This is a genomic window from Streptomyces sp. NBC_00080 (assembly GCF_045041255.1).
Taxonomy (GTDB): Bacteria; Actinomycetota; Actinomycetes; order Streptomycetales; family Streptomycetaceae; genus Streptomyces; species Streptomyces coriariae.
Genome location: NZ_CP108235.1, coordinates 7,095,192 through 7,116,427, shown reverse-complemented (window position 1 = coordinate 7,116,427; position 21,236 = coordinate 7,095,192). Strand labels below are relative to the sequence as shown.

The window sequence follows — 21,236 nt, the reverse complement described above, 5'->3', positions numbered from 1 at the left end:
CCCTCCTGTGCGACGGTCCGTCGAAAGGGTGACTTCCGGGCGGTACGGAACTCATCGCCGGCACGGAACGTATTTCAGGTGCCGCACTCCTGAACGCGTCTGCCGTGGCTGCGGTCGAGGAGCGCGGGCATCCGCCGCCCCAGTTCCCGCACGACCTCCGGTACGTCGATCGTCAGCAGCTCGCGGTCGCGCATCAGGACACGTCCGTCGACGATCGTGGTGCGCACGTCGCGGGAGCGGGCGCTGTGCACGAGATCGGCGGTACGGGACGGCGGGGCTCTGGGGACTCCGGGGGCCCGGGCTCCGGGGACGGCGGCGGAGAAGGCGTCATCGCGTCAACGTACGACGGGGTCGTCCCCGCGAGTGAGCCGTGGCGCGCATCTTGTCCCGAACCTGTCGCCGGCCCCGGCGGGCGGGCACCCTGGCGCCACGACACTCCCCGGAGGGAGCCCCGCATGCTCCTCGGCACCTGGAACCTGGAGAACCTGTACCGGCCCGGAGGGCCGTCCGGCCCGCAGGACGAGGCCGCCTACGAGGCGAAGCTCGCCGCGCTCGCCGCCGCCGTCACCGCGCTCGACCCGGACGTGCTCGGCGTCCAGGAGGTCGGCGAGCCCGAGGCGCTGGCGGACCTGCTGGAGACGGTGGGCGGCACCTGGCACGCGGCGCTGTCCGCGCACCCCGACGGCCGGGGCATCCGGGTCGGCGTGATCAGCCGTACGCCCCTGGAGGTACTGGCCGACACGCGCGCGTACCCGGCGGGACTGCGACCCGTGCAGGCGGACGACTCGGGGGCCACCTCGGACGGGTCCGGCCGTGGCTTCCTCGCGGTGGAGACCGTCACACCGGCCGGGCCGCTGCGGGTGGCGGTGGCCCATCTGAAGTCGAAGCTGCTGTCGTACCCGGGTGATCGTTTCTTCCCGCGCGACGAGGGCGAACGGGCCCGCTACGGCGCCTACGCCCTCTACCGGCGGGCCGCCGAGGCGACGGCGCTGCGCGCCCTGGCCGACGATCTCCTGGCCGGCGACGGCCGCGAGCGGGACGTGGCGGTGCTGGGAGACCTGAACGACGAGGTCCAGGCGGCGACCACGCAGATCCTGCTCGGCCCGCCCGGCTCGGAGCTCGGCACCCGCGGGTTCGAGACGCCCGACCAGGGCGACGCGGCCCGCCTGTGGGACGTGGCCCCGCTGATCCCCGCCGAGCGCCGCTACTCGCGGATCAACTCCGGTCGCCGCGAGCTGATCGACCACGTACTGACGAGCCACCGCCTGGTCCACCGGCTGACGTCGGCGGGCACGGGCACGGACGCGGGAACGGGGTCGCCGGAGGAACTGCGGCTCCCGTCGGTGGGGCTCGATCCGGCGGCACGCAGGAACGAACCGGGGTCGGACCACGCGCCGGTGTGGGTGCGGATCGGCTGACGGGCGGGGCAGCGCTACCCGGCCACCGGCAGATCCGGCACGGGCGCCCGCAGCCCCACCCGGTCCCGCCCCGCCGCGAGTTCGTCGAGGAGTTCGGCGAGCCGCTCCCGGTGCCGTGCGGTGAGCCGTCCGCTGTCGTCGAGGTGGACGGCGCAGGCGGTGGTCGTGTCGACGAGCCGTTCCAGGACCGCGGCGACCTCGTCCGTGCCCTCCGTGTGCCGGGCGAGGGCGGGCAGTTCGTGGGCGGCGAGGGCGATGGCGGTGCGGGCCTCGGCGAGCGCGCGATAGGCCTCGCGGCGCAGGGCCCACCGGGCGGCGCGGTCGTCGGAACCGTCGAGTACATGGGTGAGATAGGCGTCCGCGGCACGCACGGCGGCGGCGAGCCGGGCGCGCACCTGGCCGCCCCGCCTCCCCGGCATCGGCAGATGTCCGACGATCAGGACGATCCCGCAGGCCAGCAGGGTCTCGACGATCCGGCCGGCGGAGGCCTGGGGCTCTCCGCCGACCATCACCAGCGACAGCACGAGGACGGTGACGACGGCCGTCTGGGCGGCGAAGTGCCGGGTGGACACGGGGATGAGCGCGCCGCACAGGGCGACCAGCGCCACCAGCCCCTCCGGCCGGGGCAGCACGGCGGCGAAACCGGCGAAGAGCAGCGCCCCCAGCACGGTCCCCGCGGCCCGGCACAGCACCCGCGACACCAGGGGCCCGAGGTCGGGCTTGACCAGGAAGACGGCCGTGGCGGGCAGCCAGTACCAGTGGGTGTGCCGGCCGTACCACTGGGACTGGTAGAGGGCCTGCGCGACGGCGGCACTGGCCCCGAAGGAGAGCGCGACCCGCAGCCCGTACTCGCGGCCGCCCGCACCGAACCCGGTGCGCAGCAGGTACCGCACGCCGTGCCTGCGGGCGTGCAGGTCACCGCCGCCGCCCTGGTCGAAGGCGTCGGCGGCGTGCAGCAGGGCGTCGTCGAGGGCGCGCAGCGCGGGGGCGGACCGGGCGGGCGCGGGCAGCGGCCCGGTGTGGGTGTTCTCGCGGACGGCGGCGGCGAGCCGTCGGGGCCCGGCCGAGGCGCGTTCGGACAGCGGCTCCGCGGCCCAGGCGAGGGCGGTCGCGGCCTCGGCGAGGGGCAGGGCGGCGGCGTACTGGGCGTGCAGCCGCCGTTCGGAGGAGGAGCTGGCGTAACGCCGCAGCCGCGGTCCGGCGAGGGCGTCCTGGGCGTGGTCGAGGGCCGCGGTGAGCGCGGCGCGGCGGGCGGTGGCGTGCTCGGTCCCCGTCGCGTCGAGCAGGTCCGCGACGGCGTCGTACACCCGGGCCACCGCGTCCCGCTCGCCGTCGAACCGGAAGTCGCCGGTCATCGCGCCGGGCGTGGGCAGGACGAGCCGCAGCGCGAGCAGCCATCCGGCGCCGGCGAGGAAGGCGAGGGCGCGCGCCCACCCGGGCTCCGCGACCGGCATCCCGGCCCCGATCGCCGAGGCGACGAGCAGCTGTGTGCCGCCGCCGGACGCGACCGGCCCGATGGCGCTCATCCCGCCGGCGAGAAGCCCGAGCCCGGTGAGGACGGCCGTCAGCGCGACGGCGCCGACGTGATCCCCGACGTAGGTCCCGACGAGCAGCCCTCCCGCGCCCACGAGGGCGGGCGCCCCGAGCCGCTTCACGGCGGTCCGCCTGCTGCCGGGCCGGTCGTTGATCCCGGCGAGCATCGCGGCGATGGCGGCGACCACCCCGAGAGAGGTCCGGCCGACGAGGACGGACACGAGCAGCAGCGGCCCGGCGGCCAGCGCCCCGCGCGTGACCGCGCTCCACGGGACGGGTCCGCGCTGGGCGCGCAGGGCATGGGCGAGCCAGGGCGGAAGAGCGGCGAGCGGACGGAATGCGCGAGCGGGAAGGTGCGGGCGCGGGGACACGGAGCTCCTGTCGGGGCGAGGGCGGGGGTGTGCCTTCGGGCGACGGTGGCCGGGGCGGGTCAGCTGTGAGCTGTGGTGTCCACGGTACGGGGCGGTCCTGCGGAGGTGGGGGCGGTTTCGTTTCGGCGAGGTGACGCCTGGCCCGAATCCCGCGTTCTTTATGAACGCAAGGCCGGAAACGGGAGCGGGGCCGGGGGCGTAGCCTGCCCCCGGCCCCTGTGGAGCCACCCATGTCGCACACCGGCGCACTTGAGGACCCAGGTCAGTCGTGATGTCGTCGCGTCCTGCCTTTGGACCACCGCGCATCGAGCTGCGCGGGCCGGACTTGAACCGGCAATTCGACGTCCGGGGGCCTGGGCCCGGTCGCTCCGGCGATCGGCGGCGAATGCTGAGTCTGGAGCAAGAGTCTGAGATTCATCGCGATCCGTCCCTGAATTGCTCGGCGGGTACGGTTCGCTCGTCACGACAAGCTTCAGGTTCAGCTTGCGCTCCTCGCGCACCCCGGTCACGAAGGACCGGGGAGTCTCGAAGGCTACCCGAACAGATAGCCGAACACGGCGTCACCGACCCGCTGGTCGACGACGTCGGAGCCGTTCGCCTCCTCCCGGGCGAACTTCACCGCCTGCTGCACCTTCTCCAGGCGCGCCAGGAGTTCGTTGACCCGGCGGGCGGGCAGGGCTCCCGAGAACTTCACGGTCGTCCAGTAACCGACCGGCACGTCCTCGTAGTACACCTCGACCTGCGCCGGGTGCTTGTCGGTCGCCTCCGCCTTCACATGGTTGCGCGGCACCTTCTTGGTGCGCAGCGTCCGCACCGGCTCGGTCTTCCACGCGTCGGTGGACGGGTCCTGCGCCCAGGACTCGGAGGCGTCGAGCACGGGCAGCCTGCGCACGAAGGCGGTCAGATCGACGAGCTGCTTCTCGAGGAAGAGCAGGTAGGACACCGGTACCTCGGCGACGAGCACCCGGCCGTCGACCTTCACGTCGGCGCGGGCGGTGCAGTTGGCCCAGTCCTTCGTGGCGGTCACGTCGAACAGCCGGGTCAGCGTGGCCGCGGTCTCCCGCAGCACGTCCTCGGCCTTCACCTGCACCCGCGTCGACTCGGGCGGCAACTGCTCGCCCTCCTCGTCCTTGGGCTGGTAGGTCCGCGAGATACCGGCCAGCAGCGCGGGCTTCTGGAGCCCGTGCTGGGCCGTGCTCAGGTCCTGGTGGGCCTTGGACTTGATGCCCTTCTCGACTGCGATGATCTGATTGAGTTTCGCCACGACGAGGACGGTAGCGGCTCCCGCCCCATCACCCCAAAGGGTTATTGACGGAAGGGCATGAGCGGTCCCGATCAGCAGTCCCACACGTTCCGGTGACGGTGGCGGGTCGGCGGGTGATCCAGCTCCTCGGCCACGGAGAGCAGCCCGCCCGCCGGGGCGGCGCGGAGCCGGTTGCGGGCGGTCGAGCGGAACACGGTCAGCGCGGCACGCGCACGGGACTCGTACGGGCCGTCGATCCGCGCGTTCAGGGACCGGGGGAAGGTGGAGGAGCGGAACACGCGCACCAGCGGATCGGGTACCGGTCGACGCCGCTCGCGCCGCGCCCGGGCCGACTCCCTTTCGCTGTACCGCAGTTCACGGAGACGATGGCCGGTGCTCCAGCCCCGGCGCTGCGACGGCCGGTCATCGGGCCGGACTCGGTACCGCGGACGGACGTGATGGACGGTACGGGACATGGCAGACCTCCAGGGGCCCGCCGGAATCTCCGGCGAGGCCGCAAGGAGTCCGCCGCCGTGAATCGGCCCAGGTACTTGCTCCGCATGGGCGCAGCATGGCGAGTACGGCTCGGGGTCGTCCAACGGTTATCCCGCCCGGCTACCCGGCCCCCCACACCCTCCGCTTCGGCACCGGCTTCGCGAGGCTCCCCGCCCGGCTGGTCGTCAGCCCCAGCCCGACCAGCCCTTCGGCCAGCTTCACCGCCGCGCCCACCCCGTCGACGACCGGAAGGCCCAGCTTGTCCCCCACCATCCGCTCCAGTCCCGTCATCCCGGCACACCCCAGGACCAGCACCTCGGCCCCCGCCGCCCGGACCCGCTCGGCGGCCGCCAGAAAGGCCGCCTCGGTGCGGTCGCGGTCGCCCAGATCGAGAACGCCGAGCCCGGTGCCCACGACGGCGGCACAGTTACGGCCCACCCCGGCCAGCTCCAGGCTGTCCTCGATCTGGCCGCAGGACCGCTCCAGCGTGGTCACGACCCCGTACCGGCGCCCCAGCAGACACGCCAGATGCGCCGCGGCCTCGGTGATGTCGACGACGGGCACGTCCACCAGCTCCCGTACGCCCTCCCGCCCGTGCTCACCGAAGCCGGCCATGACGACGGCGTCGTAGGGCGCCCCGTCGTACGTCCGCAGCGCGTCCATGACCGCCGCGGCGGAGAGAAGGCTGTCGAGCCAGCCCTCCGCCGACTCGGGCCCCCAGGCGGGGGTCAGTCCGGTCACGGTGGTGCCCGGGCCTGCCGCGGCCCGGGCACCTCGCACGATCTCCTCGGTCATCTCCCGCGTGGTGTTGCAGTTGGTGACGACGATCCGCACGCTTCTCAGACCTCCACGGGCTTGTCGGGAGCGGCCACGAGGGACCCTGCCGTCCGCTCCCTGCGGCACAGCAGCACATACAGGCCGGCCCCCAGGGCCGTCCCGATGAACCAGGAGTAGGGCGCCACATCGCTGAAGGTCTTCACCAGCGCGAGCACCGCCGCGACCGCCGCCGAGGGAAGGAACGCCCACAGCGCCTTCGGGTTGACGCCCTTGCGGTAGTAGTAGCGGGAGCCGGGAGTGGCGTCGAACAGCTCGTTCACGTCGACGCGACCGCGCTTGACCCAGTAGTAGTCGACCATGATCACGCCGAACAGCGGACCGAGGAAGGCGCCGAGGCCGCCGAGGAAGTAGTTGACGACCGTGGGGTTGGAGAACAGGTTCCACGGGGTGACCACGAGCGCCGCCACCGTGCTGATCATGCCGCCCACCTTGAAGGTGATCTTCTGTGGCCAGACGTTGGCGAGGTCGTACGCCGGCGACACGAAGTTGGCGACGATGTTGACGCCCATGGTGGCGATGGCGAAGGTGAGTGCGCCCAGGACGAGCACCCAGGTGTTGCCGACCTTCGCGACCAGCTCCGCGGGGTCGGTGATGGCCTCGCCGAACACCTCCAGCGAGCCCGCGGTGACGATCACGGAGACGACCACGAAGGCCGTCGAGTTCAGGGGCAGCCCCCAGAAGTTGCCGCGGCGGACCGTCCGGTAGTCGGGCGCGAAGCGGGAGAAGTCACAGAAGTTCAGCATCAGCGTGCCGTACGTGGCGAGGATCAGGCCGATCGCGCCGAACCATTGCCGCCACTGCTCCCCCACGGAAACCGGGTGCGGGGTGGAGGTGAGCGAGATGGTCCAGCCCGCCTTGGACAGCACCCACACCGCCAGCGCGATCATCACCAGCCAGATCGCCGGGCCGCAGAAGTCCTGGAACTTGCGCACGGACTCCATGCCCTGGCTGATGATCATCGCCTGGACCAGCCAGAGGGAGACGAAGGACAGCCAGCCCAGCGCGTCGAGGCCCAGGAAGGAGTGGTGCGTCCAGGACTCCAGGCCCGGCCAGGCCGCCAGCAGCATCACATTGACGGCGACGGAAGCGAGGTAGGTCTGGATGCCGTACCACATGATGGCGATCACGGCCCGGATGAGGGCCGGGATGTTGGCGCCCCAGACGCCGAAGCTGATGCGGCTGACCACCGGGAAGGGCACGCCGTGGCGCTGGCCGATCCGGCCCATCCAGTTCATGCCGACGTAGATGAGCACGAAGCCGACGAGGAGGGACGTGAAGATCTGCCACACGTTCATCCCGAGGACCAGCAGTCCGGCGGCGAAGGTGTAGTTGCCGAGGTTGTGGACGTCCGACATCCACATGGCGAAGAGGTCGAATACCTTCCAGTTCCGCTTCTCGGCGGGTGCGAGGTCTTCGTTGGTGAGCCGGGGGTCGGGGACGAACACTGGTGCGCCGGTGGCTTCGGCGCTGTCGGCGAGGGACACGGGGCCTCCCTGGGCGAGGGGACGGAGGAGGACTACTGGCCGGACCGTTTGGTATACCAAACTGCCGACATGGTCCCGTCGTCAAGCGTTCTGACCGATGTCCGTCCCGTTACGGCTCCGTAAAAGCCCCCTCGCATCGGCGAGGATGGGCCCATGACGAAGATCGAACCCCTGGGAGCGGTGCGCGAGCGCGTCCTGGGGTCCCTGCGGCAGGAGATCATCGCCGGCGGGCTGCGTCCCGGAGACCGGCTCGTCGAGCGCGAGCTGGCCGACCGGTTCGGCGTCTCCAGGGTCCCGGTCCGGGAGGCCATCCGGGCGCTCGTCGCCGAGGGCTTCGTCCTGTTCGAGACCCCGCGCCGGACGGTCGTACGGCCACTGAGCCCCACCGACGTGAAGGAACTCTTCGAGCTGCGCGAGGCGTTGGAGGTGTACGCGGCCGGACTGGCCGCCGCCCGGGCCACCCCGGAGGACCTCGCGGAACTACGCGAACTCCTGACGAACGCGGCGAGCGCCACCGACGCCGGGGACGCCGAGGCGATCACCGACATCAACACCCGCTTCCACGACCGGCTCCTCGCCATGGCCGGCAACACCCTGTTGATCTCGGTCATGGAACCGGTCGCCGGCCGCCTGCAATGGCTCACCCGACGCAACGAGGAATGGCCCCAACTCCTCACCGAACACCAGGACCTGTACGACGCCATCGCATCCGGCGACCCTGCCCGCGCCCGCGCCCACGCCCTGAACCACGTACAGGCCAACTACCGCTCCACGGTCCGGCACCTGTTCGGGGAAACCAACCCTCCCCAGCCACCGCCCTCCCCCGATCATGCTCCGCCTACAATCCCCTGACGCTTCGGACAGCTGCCCGAAGGCGCACACTGCGAACGGGACGGGGAGAACGACCATGGTGAGCAGACGCGGACTGCTGAGCGGAGCCGCACTCGTGGGAGCGGGAGCGGTGACCGGCGTACTCGGAGCCGCAGGAAGCGCGACCGCCGACGCCCCACTGGACACCCCGTTCACACCGGTCGCCGCACCCCATCTCGCCCAGGCCGAACAGATGGTCCAGTACCAGCGCCTCCTGGCGGCCGGCTACCTGCCCACCGGCCTCACCGGACACTGGCCACTGGACGGCTCCGGCGCCGACCGCTCCGGCCACGACCACCCCGTGACCCTCGGCACCGGCGCGAGCTGGACCACCCTGCGGGCCGGCGGCGAACTGACCCTCGACGCGGCCTACGCCGCCACGGGCTCCGCGCTCGACACCACGGCGCCGTTCACCGTCTCCGCCTGGGTACGCCTCGCGGACGACGCCACCCTGACCAGCATGTACACGGCAGTCAGCCAGGACGGCACCGGCTGCAGCCGCTTCCTGCTCCAGTACGACGACACCGCCGGCGCCTGGGCGTTCAAGGTGCGCGCCGAGGACCAGAGCGCCAAGATCTCCGCCCTCGCCACCACCGCCCCCGTGCCGGGCCAGTGGACCCACCTGACCGGAGTATGGGACGGCACCAAGGTCCACCTGTACGTCAACGGCGTACCGGAAGGCACCGCCGACGCCACCCTGTCCTGGGCCGCCACCCAGGGCTTCAACATAGGCCGGGCCCGCTGGAACGGCGCCTACGTGAACCACTTCAAGGGCTCCGTCGACGAGGTGCGCGCCTACGGCCGCGCCTTGAACGCCGACGAGATCTCCCTGATCAGCGGCCGCACGGCCCGCCTCAACAACGTCTACCTGATCGGCTCCCCGTCGACCGTCTCCTGGGGCACGCCCGACGACCTGCCGAGCTGGATCGCCCGCGCCCGCTGCTCGTCCTTCGTCACCTGGGTACTCAAACACACCTACGGATGGGCCACCGACGCCTACTTCACCCAGTACTTCCAGGACCGCATCCCCGAGGCCGCCGACTACCGCCAGGCCTTCGCGAACGGCACCGCGGGCCCCCGCTTCCAGCAGATCCGCAAGGTCGCCGACCTCCGGCCCGGCGATCTGATCGCGGTGGACTACAACGGCCAGGTCGAGGACAACACCGGCCACATCGTCATGGTCCGCGAGATCAAGGGCGTCTTCAGCGGGGTCGCCGACTTCGCCGGCGAGACCCAGTACGCCGTCGAGGTCATCGACTGCACGGCCGAGCCGCACGGCGTGTACGCCCTGACCAACTACCCCGAATACCCCGACACCCGCATGGTCGGCCTCCTCGCGGAGGAGCAGTTCGAGGGCGTCGGCATCGGCCACATGATGTTCTACGCCTCCGGTACCACCGGCGAGTTCTCCCGCTACCGCTGGAGCGTCAACACCGCCAAGGACAAGGCCTACCCGGTCGCGTCACGACCGGTCACCGCGGCACGCGTCGTCTGACCGAAGCTCACGGCAGCCCCGCCGCCCCCGCGGCCGTGCGCAGCACATCGCGCAGCATCCCGGGGGTGAGCCGGCCGGTGAAGGTGTTGCGCTGACTGACGTGGAAGCAGCCGAAGACATCGAGGCCATCGGCGCCGTCCGGGCCGTCGAGCTTCACCCGGGTTCCGTGCCCGAAGGCGGGACGCGGCCGGGGCACCGTCCAGCCCGCCTCGGCGAACGCGGGCAACGCGGCCTGCCAACCGAAGGCGCCGAGCACGACGACCGCGCGCAACGTCGGCCGCAGCAGCCTCAGCTCCTGCACGAGCCAGGGCCGGCAGGTGTCCCGTTCCCCCGGGGTGGGCTTGTTGGCCGGCGGGGCACAGTGCACGGGCGCCGTGATCCGCACGCCGTACAGCTCCAGCCCGTCGTCGACGGACACGGCGGTGGGCTGCGACGCCAGTCCCACGTCGTACAACGCCTGGTACAGCACATCGCCGGAACGGTCCCCGGTGAACATCCGCCCCGTACGGTTCCCCCCGTGCGCGGCCGGGGCCAGCCCGACGATCAGCAGCCGGGCGTCCGACGGGCCGAAGCCGGGTACGGGCCGACCCCAGTACGTCCAGTCCGCGAAGGCCGCCCGCTTGGTACGGGCCACCTCCTCACGCCAGTCCACCAACCGAGGACACGCCCGACAGCCCCCGACCCGCCGGTCGAGCATGACCAGAGCGGAGGCGGAGGCTGCGAAGTCGGGGGCGGACTCGGAGGGGGCCTTGGAGGCGTCCATGTCTCCACGGTAAGACCGCGCGGACGCCTCTCGTCACGCCCCTCGCCGCGCCAACCGCAGCAGCTCCGTGTTCGACTCCCGTCGCTTCCAGGCGATGAGCGCCAGCGGAACGAGCAGGATGAGCGGCGTCGCCGCGTTCTGGCCGTCGAAGACGACGACCTGGACGACGAAGGCGCCCACCATCAGCGCGCCCAGCGCCACCGCCGCCACGGACTGGAGCACCGGAACGAGCAGGGCGACCGCGCCGGCGAGTTCCAGTGCGCCGATGGTGTACATGCCCGCGCTGCCCCAGCCCAGCTGGTCGAAGGCGTCGGCGGCCGACGGGTGCGCGATCAGCTTCGGCAGCGCGCTGGCGATCCCGTAGAAGAGCGCGAGGAGCACCTGCAAGCCTCGCAGGGCGATCCGGGCGCGGCGGCCTCGGGCGATCGCGGAGGCGGACCGGGGAGCGGCTGCGGAGGTGGTGGCGGTGAGGGAAGCCGTGGTCTCGGACATGAGGGTCTCCTGCGGTGAGCGGTCCGTTGTGCTGTCAGGGAGGTAGACCGACCTCTCTGAGCGAACTCATCGCACCCCGCCGGGCATTCTCGAACCACCGCGAACCACCGCCCTGGCCGTCCTTGCCGTCCTTGCCCCCTGGCCGTCCCTGCCGTCCCGCTCGCCCCGCCCCTTTGCGTCTTCTCCGGTCCTACCGCCGTCCCTCCCCTCTCTACTCCGTCACGGGCACCGCCTTCACCCATATCCGGTCCTCCGTCAGATAGCGCTCCACTCTCAGACCCGCCTCGGCCAGGGCCTCCTCGAACTGGTCCTTGGTCAGTGGTCGGGAGCGGAACGTCTGAGTCCACGCGGCGTCCGGGAAGTCGTACTCCGCGCGTACGGAGTGGACGCCGTCCCCGACGGGCTCGGTCGAGACGATCCGGATCGTGAAGCCGCTCGGGTCGACGCGCTCCCGCGGCACGTTGGAGTGGTAGTCCTCGCCTTCCCGTTGGATCAGCAGGCAGCCGCCCTTCGCTATGTGCCGTGCGCAGGCCCGGAGCATCCTTCGCCGTAACTCGACGTCACCGTTGTGCACGAGGAACGACGCGAGCATCACCACGTCGAACGTCTCGCCCAGGGCGAGATCCTCGATGGGGCTGCACAGCGTGCGGGCCCCGCGGACGCGCTCCAGCATCTCGGCGGACTCGTCCACCGCCGTGACCGTGAACCCGCGCTCCAGCAGGGCGTGGGTGACTCGCCCGACCCCGCTGCCCAGCTCCAGGATGTGCGCGCCCGGGGGCACCGCATCGGCGATGACTTCCGGCTCGTTCCCCACCGGCAGGCGGGAGTAGAGCTCGACCGCGCAGCCGTCCGGGGTGATCGCACCGGGACCGGTTCCGTTGTGTCCGTCTCGCATTTCCAGCTTCATGCCCGTTCAACGGCCCGTCCTCGTGGGGCCGTTCCCCATCCTCGTCGGTTCACCCGTTCGAGGGATGCCCCCTGTGTTCGAGGTGCGCCGGGGGCGGAGGGCACCGGCCCCCTGGAGAACATCCGGACCGGGGAGTACGTTGCAAGGAGGAGCGGTGATCGGGATGCGTACGGGCAGTGAGCCGGTGACAGCGCGCAGTGCGCTGCGGATGCGTCTGTGGCTGACCCTGTGGGGCCTGGCCTGGGCGATCTTCGGGACGGCCGCGTTCGCTGTCGTGGGGCGTCCGGGGTGGGCGGCCGCGTGCGGGGTGCTGTGGCTGGTGATCACGGTCGACCTGGCGATGATCCTCAGGCATCGGCGACAGGGTCCCCACTATCAGCCGGGCCGCGACATCCCGCCGTACCGGCCGCCCGAGCACCGCCTCCCTTGAGGCCCGCGGGCCTGGAGATCCGGATGCCGAGGGCCCGGCGGCGGGCCGTTCTCAGCTCTCGAAGCGTGCCGCTTTGAGGTACTGCGGGTTCGGGTCCAGTGCCGCGGCGAGCCGGAAGTGGCGCTTGGCCTGGTCGCTCCGGCCCTGCCGCTCATAGGTGCGGCCGAGCGCGAAGTGCGCGAAGGCGTTGTCCGGCTCGCGCTCCAGGACGATGGTGAACTCCAGCTCGGCAGGCCGCAGTTGGGCGGCGGCGAAGAAGGCACGCGCGCGCAGCAGCCGGGCGGCGGTGTTCTCGGGGTGCGCGGCGATGACTCCGTCGAGCAACTTCACCGCGCCCCGCGGGTCCCGTGCGGCGAGCAGGTGCTCCGCGGCACGGAAGTCGATGACATGTGTCTCCGGAGTACGTCCGGTCGAACCGCTGGTATCGGGCACGGAAAAATCCTTCCCTTGCTCAGTGGGTTCAACGCGCGGAGCGAGGGCCGCTATTCCGGAGCGGTCCCGTGCGGCGCGTGGGCTCTGTGCGTGAGGTCGGCCCATACGTCCTTCACGCGCCGGTGGAGTTCCGCGAGCGGTACGTCGTTGTCGATGACGATGTCGGCGATCTCCCGGCGTTCGTCGCGGGTCGCCTGTGCGGCCATCCGCGCGCGGGCGTCCTTCTGCGTCATGCCGCGGAACCGGACGAGCCGGTCGAGCTGGGTCTCGGGGGGCACGTCGACGACGACCACGACGTCGTACAGGGAGCCGAGGGCGTTCTCGGTGAGGAGGGGGACGTCGTGGACGACGACGGCGTCCTCGGGGGCGGCCGCCTCGAGTTCGCGGGAGCGGGCGCCGACCAGGGGATGCACGATCGAGTTGAGGATCGCCAGTTTCGCGGGGTCGGCGAAGACGACGGAGCCCAGGCGGGGGCGGTCGAGGCTGCCGTCCGGGGCGAGGATGTCCGTGCCGAAGGCGTCCACGACCGCCGCGAGTCCCGGGGTGCCCGGCGCGACGACCTCGCGTGCGATACGGTCCGCGTCGATCAGTACGGCCCCGCACTCGACGAGCAGCCGTGACACCTCGCTCTTGCCGGCGCCGATCCCGCCGGTCAGGCCCACTGTCAGCATGAGCGGAAGCTTAGGGCCTGTCGGTGACGGTGCACCCGACAGGCCCCTGTGTGCTGCTCCTTCGGCCGGCGCAGCCGCACTGCTCAACTGGAACGTTCGGTGGGGAGGGCTCGGCTTGAACGCTCGGCGGGAGCGTTCAGCCTTCGCCCTCGCGCTCGGCGAGGAACCGCTCGAACTCCTGCCCGATCTCGTCCGCCGAAGGGATGTCGACGGGTTCGGCGAGCATGTTGCCGCGGGTCTCGGCGCCGGCGGCGGCGTCGTACTGGTGCTCCAGGCCCTGGACGAGGGAGGTGAGTTCCTCGTCGCCCTCCTGGATCTGCCGGTCGATCTCGGTCTGTGTCCGGTGGGCGTCCGTGCGCAGGGCGTGCGCGATGCTCGGCAGGACCAGGCCGGTGGCCGCCGTGATCGCTTCCAGGACGGTCAGGGCCGCGTCCGGATATGTGGAGCGGGCGATGTAGTGCGGGACGTGTGCGGCGACGCCCAGGATGTCGTGCCCGGCTTCCATGAGGCGGTACTCGACGAGCGCCTCGGCGCTGCCGGGGACCTGCGCCTCGTCGAAGGGGCTGCGGTGGCCCGGCATGAGGTCCGTGCGGTTGCCGTGCGGGGTGAGGCCCACGGGGCGGGTGTGCGGGACGCCCATGGGGATGCCGTGGAAGTTCACCGAGAGGCGGACGCCGAGCCGCTCCACGATCTGCTTGACGGCGACGGCGAAGCGTTCCCATTCCACGTCCGGTTCGGGTCCGGACAGGAGCAGGAAGGGTGCGCCGGTGGTGTCCTGGACCAGCCGGACCTCGATGGTCGGCTCCTCGTACTCGGTCCACCGGTCGCGCTTGAAGGTCAGCAGCGGGCGGCGGGCGCGGTAGTCGACCAGCCGGTCGTGGTCGAAGCGGGCGACGACTTGGTGGGGCAGCGAGTCGAGGAGCCGGTCGACGATCTGGTCACCGGTCTCGCCCGCGTCGATGTATCCGTCGAAGTGGTAGAGCATGACAAGTCCGGCCGACTCCTGGGCCAGCGCCATGTCGACGACTGCCAGGCCCTTCGGCTCCCATGCGTACAAACCCTGCGGATCAAGCACTTGGACCGCTCCCCTCGTGTTCCTCTGGTCCAACGTGCGCCGGACCGTGGGCATTCCCGGTCCACGCGCCTTGATCAAATGACTGCGGCCGGCTCCTCACGGGTGGGCGGGAAGCGGGTGGGGGGGCGAGTGGGGTCGGGCCGTGGCAGGGCGCGCGCGAGGGTGGTCACGGGGTGAACGGCGTCCCGCGTCCGGGCAGCACCGAGGGCCCGCACCTCGAAAGGTGCGGGCCCTCGACACACTGCTAAACCTCAGCGGCTGGGGTCACCCCCGCCGGGGGAGTTCAGCTCTGGCCGCCGGCCAGCTTCTCGCGCAGAGCGGCGAGCGCCTCGTCCGAGGCCAGCGCGCCGGACGTGTCGGCACCCTCGGAGGAGTAGGAGCCACCGCCACTGCCACCGGACGCGGCCGGAGCCGCACCCGCGGCGTCGCCACCCTCGGCAGCGGCCTTCTCGTCCGCCTCGCGGGACTTGATGACCTGAGCCTGGTGCTGCTCGAAGCGCGTCTGCGCCTCGGCGTACTGGTTCTCCCAGACCTCACGCTGCGACTCGAAGCCCTCGAGCCAGTCGTTGGTCTCGGGGTCGAAGCCCTCGGGGTAGATGTAGTTGCCCTGGTCGTCGTACGACGCGGCCATGCCGTACAGGGTCGGGTCGAACTCGACCGAGGCCGGGTCGGCACCGAAGGACTCGTTGGCCTGCTTCAGCGAGAGGCTGATGCGGCGGCGCTCGAGGTCGATGTCGATGACCTTGACGAAGATCTCGTCGTTGACCTGGACGACCTGCTCCGGGATCTCCACGTGGCGCTCGGCCAGCTCGGAGATGTGGACCAGACCCTCGATGCCCTCGTCGACGCGCACGAACGCACCGAACGGAACGAGCTTCGTGACCTTACCGGGAACAACCTGCCCGATCTGGTGCGTGCGGGCGAACTGCTGCCACGGGTCTTCCTGGGTCGCCTTCAGCGACAGGGAGACACGCTCGCGGTCCATGTCGACGTCGAGGACCTCGACGGTGACTTCCTGGCCGACCTCGACAACCTCGGAGGGGTGGTCGATGTGCTTCCAGGAAAGCTCGGAGACGTGGACCAGACCGTCGACGCCACCCAGGTCCACGAACGCACCGAAGTTGACGATCGAGGAGACGACGCCGGAGCGGACCTGACCCTTCTGGAGGGTCGTGAGGAACGTCTGGCGGACCTCGGACTGGGTCTGCTCGAGCCAGGCACGGCGGGACAGGACCACGTTGTTGCGGTTCTTGTCCAGCTCGATGATCTTGGCCTCGAGCTCCTTGCCCACGTACGGCTGGAGGTCGCGGACGCGGCGCATCTCGACGAGGGACGCCGGGAGGAAGCCACGGAGGCCGATGTCGAGGATGAGACCACCCTTGACGACCTCGATGACGGTACCGGTGACGATCCCGTCTTCTTCCTTGATCTTCTCGATGGTGCCCCAGGCACGCTCGTACTGGGCGCGCTTCTTCGAGAGGATCAGGCGGCCTTCCTTGTCCTCCTTCTGGAGAACAAGGGCCTCGATCTCGTCACCGACGGCGACGACCTCGTTGGGGTCGACGTCGTGCTTGATGGAGAGCTCGCGGCTCGGGATAACGCCTTCGGTCTTGTAACCGATGTCGAGCAGGACCTCGTCCCGGTCGACCTTCACGATGACGCCGTCGACGATGTCGCCGTCGTTGAAGTACTTGATCGTCTCGTCGATCGCGGCGAGGAAGGCTTCCTCGTTACCGATGTCGTTGACCGCTACCTGCGGCGTGGTAGAGGTGGTCTCGGTGCTGCTCGTCATGTGGGAAAGGGCTCCGGTACGGACAGTGAGTCGTAGGTACTGCTACGCCGGGAGCCCGTGATCGCTCTGAAGAAGCCGGACAGCTTAGGAAGCACCCCACCGGAAACCCGGTGATGGCACCTCGAGAACCGAGGGGACAACAACAGATGCGAGCGCAGCCTGCTACGTCTGAGGTGCGCAGGCCCGCAGCGCAACTTGTAGCATACGGGGGCAGCCGGGCGGGGTCAATGCGCGAAGGCGCACACCCGGGGCGGATCGCCGCATACCCGGCACACAACCCTTCTCCTGAGGTCACGCAGGCCGCAGGAAGCCTCACCGGTGACACCTCGGGTGACACCGCCGGGCGGGTTGCACGGAAGAGTACGACGAGGGAGCCGATCATCCAAGAGCCTGAATCGTCCGAGCCGGCCTTCGAGCCCGAAGCCACCCGACGTGACGCCGACGTCACCGAGAGCTCCCGGGCCAACCGGGGCTGGTGGGACCGCAACGCGGACGAATACCAGATCGAGCACGGCACCTTCCTCGGCGACGACCGGTTCGTATGGGGTCCCGAGGGTCTGGACGAGGTGGAGGCCGAGCTGCTCGGCCCGCCGGAGGAGCTGAAGGGCAAGTCGGTCCTGGAGATCGGCGCCGGCGCGGCGCAGTGCGCGCGCTGGCTGACCGCGCAGGGCGCGCGTCCGGTCGCCCTGGACCTCTCGCACCGCCAGCTCCAGCACGCGCTGCGCATCGGCGGCTCGTTCCCGCTGGTGTGCGCCGACGCGGGCGCGCTGCCCTTCGCGGACGGCTCCTTCGACCTGGCCTGCTCGGCGTACGGGGCGCTGCCCTTCGTGGCCGACCCGGTGCTGGTCCTGGAGGAGGTGCGGCGGGTGCTGCGGCCCGGGGGCCGTTTCGTGTTCTCGGTGACCCACCCGATCCGCTGGGCGTTCCCGGACGAGCCGGGCCCGGAGGGGCTGACCGTGTCCTCGTCCTATTTCGACCGCACTCCTTATGTCGAGCAGGACGACCAGGGCCGGGCGGTGTACGTGGAGCACCACCGGACGCTGGGCGACCGGGTCCGCGACATCGTGGCGGGCGGTTTCCGGCTGGTGGATCTGGTCGAGCCGGAGTGGCCGGCCTGGAACTCCTCGGAGTGGGGCGGCTGGTCCCCGCTGCGCGGGAACCTGATCCCGGGTACGGCCGTCTTCGTCTGCGAGCGGGACTAGCCGCCTCCCGCTCGCTCCGTCCGTCCTCCTCTCCCACCCCGCACACGCACGCGCGCGTGCGGGGTGGTTTTCGCGGGCGTACGACACTGGGGGCGTGATCCCCCGTTACGACGCCCTGGACGCGCTGCCCGTGCGGGCCGCCCTGCCCGCCCTGAACGACGCCCTGGACGGGCACGGCACGGCCGTCCTCGCCGCGCCACCGGGCACGGGCAAGACGACCCTGGTGCCGCTCGCGCTGGCCGGGCTGCTGGGCGAGGGCCCGGCGCGCCGGGTGCTCGTGGCCGAGCCGCGGCGGATCGCGGCGCGGGCGGCGGCCCGGCGGATGGCTTGGCTGCTGGGTGAGCGGCCCGGGGAGAGCGTGGGTCACACCGTGCGCGGGGAGCGGGTCGTCGGGCGGCACACACGCGTGGAGGTCGTCACGACCGGTGTGCTGCTCCAGCGTCTCCAGCGCGACCAGGAGCTGTCGGGCGTCGATGTGGTGGTGCTGGACGAGTGCCATGAGCGGCATCTCGACGCGGACACCTCGGCCGCCTTCCTGTGGGACGTGCGCGAGACGCTGCGGCCCGAGCTGCGGCTGGTGGCGGCCTCGGCGACGACGGACACGGCGGGCTGGTCGCGGCTGCTGGGCGGGGCACCGGTGGTGGAGGCGCGGGGTTCCGTCTTCGATGTCGAGGTGGTCTGGGCGCCCCCGGCGCGTCCCGTGCGGCCGCCGCACGGGATGCGGGTGGATCCCGCGTTGCCGGCGCACGTGGCGTCGGTGGTGCGGCGGGCGTTGGCCGAGCGGTCGGGGGACGTGTTGTGCTTCCTGCCGGGTGTCGGGGAGATCGCGCGGGTCGCGGGGCTTCTCGGTGCGCCGGCCGGGGTGGATGTGCTCCAGGTGCACGGGCGGGCGCCGGCGGCCGTGCAGGACGCGGTGCTGGCTCCCGGGGAGCGGCGCCGGGTGGTCCTGGCGACCTCCGTGGCGGAGTCCTCGCTGACGGTGCCGGGGGTGCGGGTGGTCGTCGACTCGGGGCTGGCGCGGGAGCCGCGGGTGGACCACGCGCGCGGGCTGAGCGCGCTCGCGACGGTGCGGGCCTCGCAGGCGGCGGGCCGGCAGCGGGCGGGGCGGGCCGGGCGGGAGGCGCCGGGTGCGGTGTACCGGTGCTGGGCGGAGGCGGAGGATGCCCGTCTGCCGTCGTTCCCGGCCCCGGAGATCAAGGTGGCCGACCTGACGGCGTTCGCCCTTCAGGCGGCGTGCTGGGGGGATCCTGACGCTTCCGGGCTGGCGTTGCTCGATCCGCCGCCGGGTGGGGCGATGGCGGCGGCGAGGTCGTTGCTGACGGCGATCGGGGCGGTGGACTCCGCCGGCCGGGCCACCGAGCGGGGGTTGCGGCTGGCCCGGCTGGGGCTGCACCCCCGGTTGGGCCGGGCTCTGCTGGACGGGGCCGCGACGGTGGGGGTGGAGCGGGCCGTCGAGGTGGTCGCGCTGCTCAGTGAGGAGGCACCGCGGGAGTACGGCGACGACCTGGCGGCTGCTCTGCGGTCGGCGCGGCGTGGGGGTGACGCCTACGGCGCGCGGTGGCGGGCGGAGGTGCGCCGGCTGCGGGCCGTCGCCGAGGGCTCGACGCCGGCCGGGCCCGCCGTCGGAGGGAACACCACCGGCGGGAGCACCGCGGGAGGAGGCAGCGGTACGGGAAGCGGCACCCGAGGAGGCGGCAGCACGGGAAACGGCGGCGCAGGAAACGGCGGCGGGGATGCTGCCGGTTCGGACGCGCTCGCCGGGCTCGTCGTCGCCCTCGCCTTCCCGGAGCGGCTCGCCAAGTCGGACGGGGGTTCCTACCTCATGGTCTCCGGCACCCGGGCCGAGGTCCGCGAGGGCACGGATCTGCGGGGGGCTCCCTGGCTCGCCGTCGCCGTCGCCGACCGGCCGGTGGGAAAGGGGCACGCGCGCGTGCAGCTCGCCGCGGTCGTGGACGAGGAGGTCGCCCGGTTCGCGGCCGGCGCGCTGCTCGACGAGCGGGACGAGGTCCACTGGGCCGACGGGGATGTCGTGGCACGGCGGGTGGAGCGGCTGGGGGCCGTGGAGCTGGCGGTGCGTCCGCTGCGGAACGCCGACGCCGGGCTCGTACGCGGTGCGCTGGTCGAGGGGCTGGCGAAGGACGGGCTGCGGCTGCTGCGGTGGTCGCCCGAGGCGGAGGTCCTGCGGCAGCGGCTGGCGTTCCTGCGATGGCATCGGGGAGAGCCGTGGCCCGACGTCTGCGACGCGTCGCTGCACGCGCGGCTGGACGAGTGGCTGGAGCCCGAGCTGAGCCGGGCCCGGCGGCGGAGCGATCTCGGGCGGATCGGTGCCGGGGAGGCGCTCGGACGGTTGCTGCCCTGGGCCTCCGGCGAGGCGACTCGGCTGGAGGAGCTGGCGCCGGAGCGGATCACCGTGCCGAGCGGGTCCAGGATCCGGATCGACTATGCCGATCCGGAGCGGCCGGTCCTCGCGGTGAAGTTGCAGGAGATGTTCGGGCTCCAGGAGTCGCCGCGGGTCGCCGGGGTGCCGTTGCTGGTGCATCTGCTGTCGCCCGCGGGGCGGCCCGCTGCCGTCACCGCCGACCTCGCCTCCTTCTGGAAGGACGGCTACAAGGGGGTGCGGGCGGAGTTGCGCGGCCGGTATCCGAAGCATCCCTGGCCCGAGGATCCGGCCGGCGCCGAGCCGACCCGGTTCACCAACGCGCGGCTCAGGCGGTGACGGGCTGCGGTGCGGCGGCTTCGGCGGCGGCGGGTCCGTCCGGGCGGCGTGAGCGGGCCTCCAGGTAGAGGGAGAGGCACATCAGGAGGACGCCGAGCAGGAGGAAGCCCCAGGGCAGGTAGGCGGTCAGCAGCAGGACCAGCGTGCGGTTGGCCTTGATCACGGACACGGTGTGCTCGATGTAGTCCTCGCGCATCTTCACGTGCCCGGCGAAGGCGGTGACCTTCGCGCGGCCGCCGAGCAGGGTGCCGCCGCGGAGTTCCTCCTGGTGGATCTCCTCGCCGTAGACGGGCGCGCCGGTGACCGGTTCGACCCAGAACTTGCGGACCGTGGTGTACCAGCGGGTGGTGCCGGTCTTGGCGACGGTCTCGGGGGTGATGCCCGCGACCGGCATCGTCCTGGGCATGGCGACCTTGGTCCAGGGGACGGTCTGCTCGAAGTAGTAGACCTCCAGGCCGCGGAAGGTCCGGGTGCCCTGGTAGTGGATGGGGGCCGTGGTGCGGGTCTGCGCGTCGAAGTACTCGTAGTCCCGTTTCTCCGTCAGGAACGGCCACTTGAACTCGATGCCCTCCCGGCGTACGGGGTCGCCGTCGACCATTTCGCCGGTGGCGTGCACGGGCTCCTGGGTGTGGGCGTCGAAGATGTACCGCTCGGGGACCTTGGAGACCATCTTGCCGTCGGGTCCCTGGACGTAGGACAGGCCGTCCCAGACGACGACGTCCCGGCCGGCCGTCTTCTCGATCTTCTCGGAGGCCTCCACGTCGCCCTTGAGGGTCTGCACGATGGTGACCTTGGGGACGGTGCGGGCGGTCATGCTGCCGTAGTCGAGGAGGGTGGCGTTCTTGGCCTCCAGGACCATGGTCTGGTATTCGTTCGCCGGGATCTTGGCCAGGCGCGGGTAGGCGTACCAGCGCAGCAGGGGGGACAGCGCCGCGAAGAACACGGCGAGGGCGAGCAGGATCAGGCCTGCCTTGCGGCGCATCTCGGCCTCCTTCGCGGGCGGAACCGGC

19 protein-coding genes and 1 pseudogene are annotated in these 21,236 nt (G+C 71.7%); 6 read left to right on the top strand and 14 right to left on the bottom strand.

Going from position 1 to position 21,236, the window contains the following annotated elements:
- Positions 1-74: 74 nt before the first annotated feature.
- Positions 75-260 (bottom strand): annotated as a pseudogene (locus OHU34_RS31665) (amidohydrolase); the annotation flags it as partial.
- Between the two features lie 195 nt (positions 261-455).
- Here OHU34_RS31665 and OHU34_RS31660 point away from each other — a divergent pair.
- On the top strand, positions 456-1,418 hold the full coding sequence (locus OHU34_RS31660) for an endonuclease/exonuclease/phosphatase family protein (protein WP_405769526.1): 963 nt from the start codon (positions 456-458) through the stop codon (positions 1,416-1,418).
- A gap of 14 nt (positions 1,419-1,432) precedes the next feature.
- On the opposite strand, the gene OHU34_RS31655 is transcribed toward OHU34_RS31660, so the two are convergent.
- From OHU34_RS31655 to OHU34_RS31635, 5 genes are all read right to left on the bottom strand, one after another.
- Entirely contained in the window at positions 1,433-3,322 is a 1,890-nt protein-coding gene (locus OHU34_RS31655; protein WP_142269798.1) for an FUSC family protein, read from the bottom strand.
- 532 nt (positions 3,323-3,854) lie between these two features.
- On the bottom strand, positions 3,855-4,586 hold the full coding sequence (locus OHU34_RS31650; protein ID WP_054242961.1) for a hypothetical protein: 732 nt from the start codon (positions 4,584-4,586) through the stop codon (positions 3,855-3,857).
- 71 nt (positions 4,587-4,657) lie between these two features.
- Positions 4,658-4,864, bottom strand: coding sequence for a hypothetical protein (locus tag OHU34_RS31645; RefSeq protein WP_235034727.1), 207 nt, complete (start codon positions 4,862-4,864; stop codon positions 4,658-4,660).
- Between the two features lie 316 nt (positions 4,865-5,180).
- On the bottom strand, positions 5,181-5,894 hold the full coding sequence (locus OHU34_RS31640) for an aspartate/glutamate racemase family protein (RefSeq protein WP_405769522.1): 714 nt from the start codon (positions 5,892-5,894) through the stop codon (positions 5,181-5,183).
- 5 nt (positions 5,895-5,899) lie between these two features.
- Entirely contained in the window at positions 5,900-7,381 is a 1,482-nt protein-coding gene (locus OHU34_RS31635) for an NCS1 family nucleobase:cation symporter-1 (RefSeq protein ID WP_405769519.1), read from the bottom strand.
- 153 nt (positions 7,382-7,534) lie between these two features.
- On the opposite strand from OHU34_RS31635, the gene OHU34_RS31630 reads away from it, so the two are divergent.
- A complete protein-coding gene (locus OHU34_RS31630) occupies positions 7,535-8,233 on the top strand; it encodes a GntR family transcriptional regulator (protein WP_142269801.1) in 699 nt (232 codons plus the stop codon).
- Positions 8,234-8,288: 55 nt separating this feature from the next.
- Positions 8,289-9,746, top strand: a complete 1,458-nt coding sequence (locus OHU34_RS31625; RefSeq protein ID WP_405769516.1) for a LamG-like jellyroll fold domain-containing protein — start codon at positions 8,289-8,291, stop codon at positions 9,744-9,746.
- A gap of 7 nt (positions 9,747-9,753) precedes the next feature.
- Here the strand turns inward: OHU34_RS31625 and OHU34_RS31620 are convergent, their stop codons facing one another.
- From OHU34_RS31620 to OHU34_RS31610, 3 genes are all read right to left on the bottom strand, one after another.
- Positions 9,754-10,509, bottom strand: coding sequence for a uracil-DNA glycosylase (locus tag OHU34_RS31620; RefSeq protein WP_405769513.1), 756 nt, complete (start codon positions 10,507-10,509; stop codon positions 9,754-9,756).
- Between the two features lie 33 nt (positions 10,510-10,542).
- Positions 10,543-11,001: a DoxX family protein gene (locus tag OHU34_RS31615; RefSeq protein WP_142269803.1), complete on the bottom strand. Its 459-nt coding sequence runs from the start codon at positions 10,999-11,001 to the stop codon at positions 10,543-10,545.
- A 211-nt stretch (positions 11,002-11,212) separates the two neighbouring features.
- Positions 11,213-11,896 carry a bifunctional 2-polyprenyl-6-hydroxyphenol methylase/3-demethylubiquinol 3-O-methyltransferase UbiG gene (locus OHU34_RS31610; RefSeq protein ID WP_142269804.1) on the bottom strand — a complete coding sequence of 228 codons (684 nt, stop codon included), beginning with the start codon at positions 11,894-11,896 and terminating at the stop codon, positions 11,213-11,215.
- Between the two features lie 175 nt (positions 11,897-12,071).
- On the opposite strand from OHU34_RS31610, the gene OHU34_RS31605 reads away from it, so the two are divergent.
- The gene (locus tag OHU34_RS31605; protein WP_142269805.1) at positions 12,072-12,338 is read left to right on the top strand and encodes a DUF6343 family protein; all 267 of its coding nucleotides are present in this window, start codon (positions 12,072-12,074) and stop codon (positions 12,336-12,338) included.
- A gap of 51 nt (positions 12,339-12,389) precedes the next feature.
- Here the strand turns inward: OHU34_RS31605 and OHU34_RS31600 are convergent, their stop codons facing one another.
- The 4 genes from OHU34_RS31600 to rpsA form a co-directional block, all read right to left on the bottom strand.
- The gene (locus OHU34_RS31600; RefSeq protein ID WP_020131845.1) at positions 12,390-12,770 is read right to left on the bottom strand and encodes a M48 family metallopeptidase; all 381 of its coding nucleotides are present in this window, start codon (positions 12,768-12,770) and stop codon (positions 12,390-12,392) included.
- Between the two features lie 50 nt (positions 12,771-12,820).
- Complete coding sequence (gene coaE / locus OHU34_RS31595) at positions 12,821-13,441, bottom strand: dephospho-CoA kinase (protein WP_230196225.1); 621 nt, start codon at positions 13,439-13,441, stop codon at positions 12,821-12,823.
- 136 nt (positions 13,442-13,577) lie between these two features.
- The gene (locus OHU34_RS31590; protein WP_142269807.1) at positions 13,578-14,516 is read right to left on the bottom strand and encodes a PAC2 family protein; all 939 of its coding nucleotides are present in this window, start codon (positions 14,514-14,516) and stop codon (positions 13,578-13,580) included.
- A 283-nt stretch (positions 14,517-14,799) separates the two neighbouring features.
- Entirely contained in the window at positions 14,800-16,308 is a 1,509-nt protein-coding gene (gene rpsA / locus OHU34_RS31585; protein WP_020131842.1) for a 30S ribosomal protein S1, read from the bottom strand.
- A gap of 227 nt (positions 16,309-16,535) precedes the next feature.
- On the opposite strand from rpsA, the gene OHU34_RS31580 reads away from it, so the two are divergent.
- Together OHU34_RS31580 and OHU34_RS31575 are read left to right on the top strand one after the other, a co-directional pair.
- On the top strand, positions 16,536-17,510 hold the full coding sequence (locus tag OHU34_RS31580) for a class I SAM-dependent methyltransferase (protein ID WP_230196224.1): 975 nt from the start codon (positions 16,536-16,538) through the stop codon (positions 17,508-17,510).
- 97 nt (positions 17,511-17,607) lie between these two features.
- On the top strand, positions 17,608-20,226 hold the full coding sequence (locus OHU34_RS31575) for an ATP-dependent RNA helicase (protein WP_405772439.1): 2,619 nt from the start codon (positions 17,608-17,610) through the stop codon (positions 20,224-20,226).
- On the opposite strand, the gene OHU34_RS31570 is transcribed toward OHU34_RS31575, so the two are convergent.
- The gene (locus OHU34_RS31570) at positions 20,216-21,208 is read right to left on the bottom strand and encodes a DUF3068 domain-containing protein (protein ID WP_405769506.1); all 993 of its coding nucleotides are present in this window, start codon (positions 21,206-21,208) and stop codon (positions 20,216-20,218) included. The genes OHU34_RS31575 and OHU34_RS31570 overlap by 11 nt on opposite strands.
- Between the last annotated feature and the right edge of the window lie 28 nt (positions 21,209-21,236).

Coding starts and splice junctions, on each gene's coding strand:
- OHU34_RS31660 (WP_405769526.1), top strand. CDS start 456: ATGCTCCTCGGCACCTGGAACCTGGAGAACCTGTACCGGCCCGGAGGG.
- OHU34_RS31630 (WP_142269801.1), top strand. CDS start 7,535: ATGACGAAGATCGAACCCCTGGGAGCGGTGCGCGAGCGCGTCCTGGGG.
- OHU34_RS31625 (WP_405769516.1), top strand. CDS start 8,289: ATGGTGAGCAGACGCGGACTGCTGAGCGGAGCCGCACTCGTGGGAGCG.
- OHU34_RS31620 (WP_405769513.1), bottom strand. CDS start 10,509: ATGGACGCCTCCAAGGCCCCCTCCGAGTCCGCCCCCGACTTCGCAGCC.
- OHU34_RS31615 (WP_142269803.1), bottom strand. CDS start 11,001: ATGTCCGAGACCACGGCTTCCCTCACCGCCACCACCTCCGCAGCCGCT.
- OHU34_RS31610 (WP_142269804.1), bottom strand. CDS start 11,896: ATGCGAGACGGACACAACGGAACCGGTCCCGGTGCGATCACCCCGGAC.
- OHU34_RS31605 (WP_142269805.1), top strand. CDS start 12,072: ATGCGTACGGGCAGTGAGCCGGTGACAGCGCGCAGTGCGCTGCGGATG.
- coaE (WP_230196225.1), bottom strand. CDS start 13,441: ATGCTGACAGTGGGCCTGACCGGCGGGATCGGCGCCGGCAAGAGCGAG.
- rpsA (WP_020131842.1), bottom strand. CDS start 16,308: ATGACGAGCAGCACCGAGACCACCTCTACCACGCCGCAGGTAGCGGTC.
- OHU34_RS31580 (WP_230196224.1), top strand. CDS start 16,536: ATGCGCGAAGGCGCACACCCGGGGCGGATCGCCGCATACCCGGCACAC.
- OHU34_RS31570 (WP_405769506.1), bottom strand. CDS start 21,208: ATGCGCCGCAAGGCAGGCCTGATCCTGCTCGCCCTCGCCGTGTTCTTC.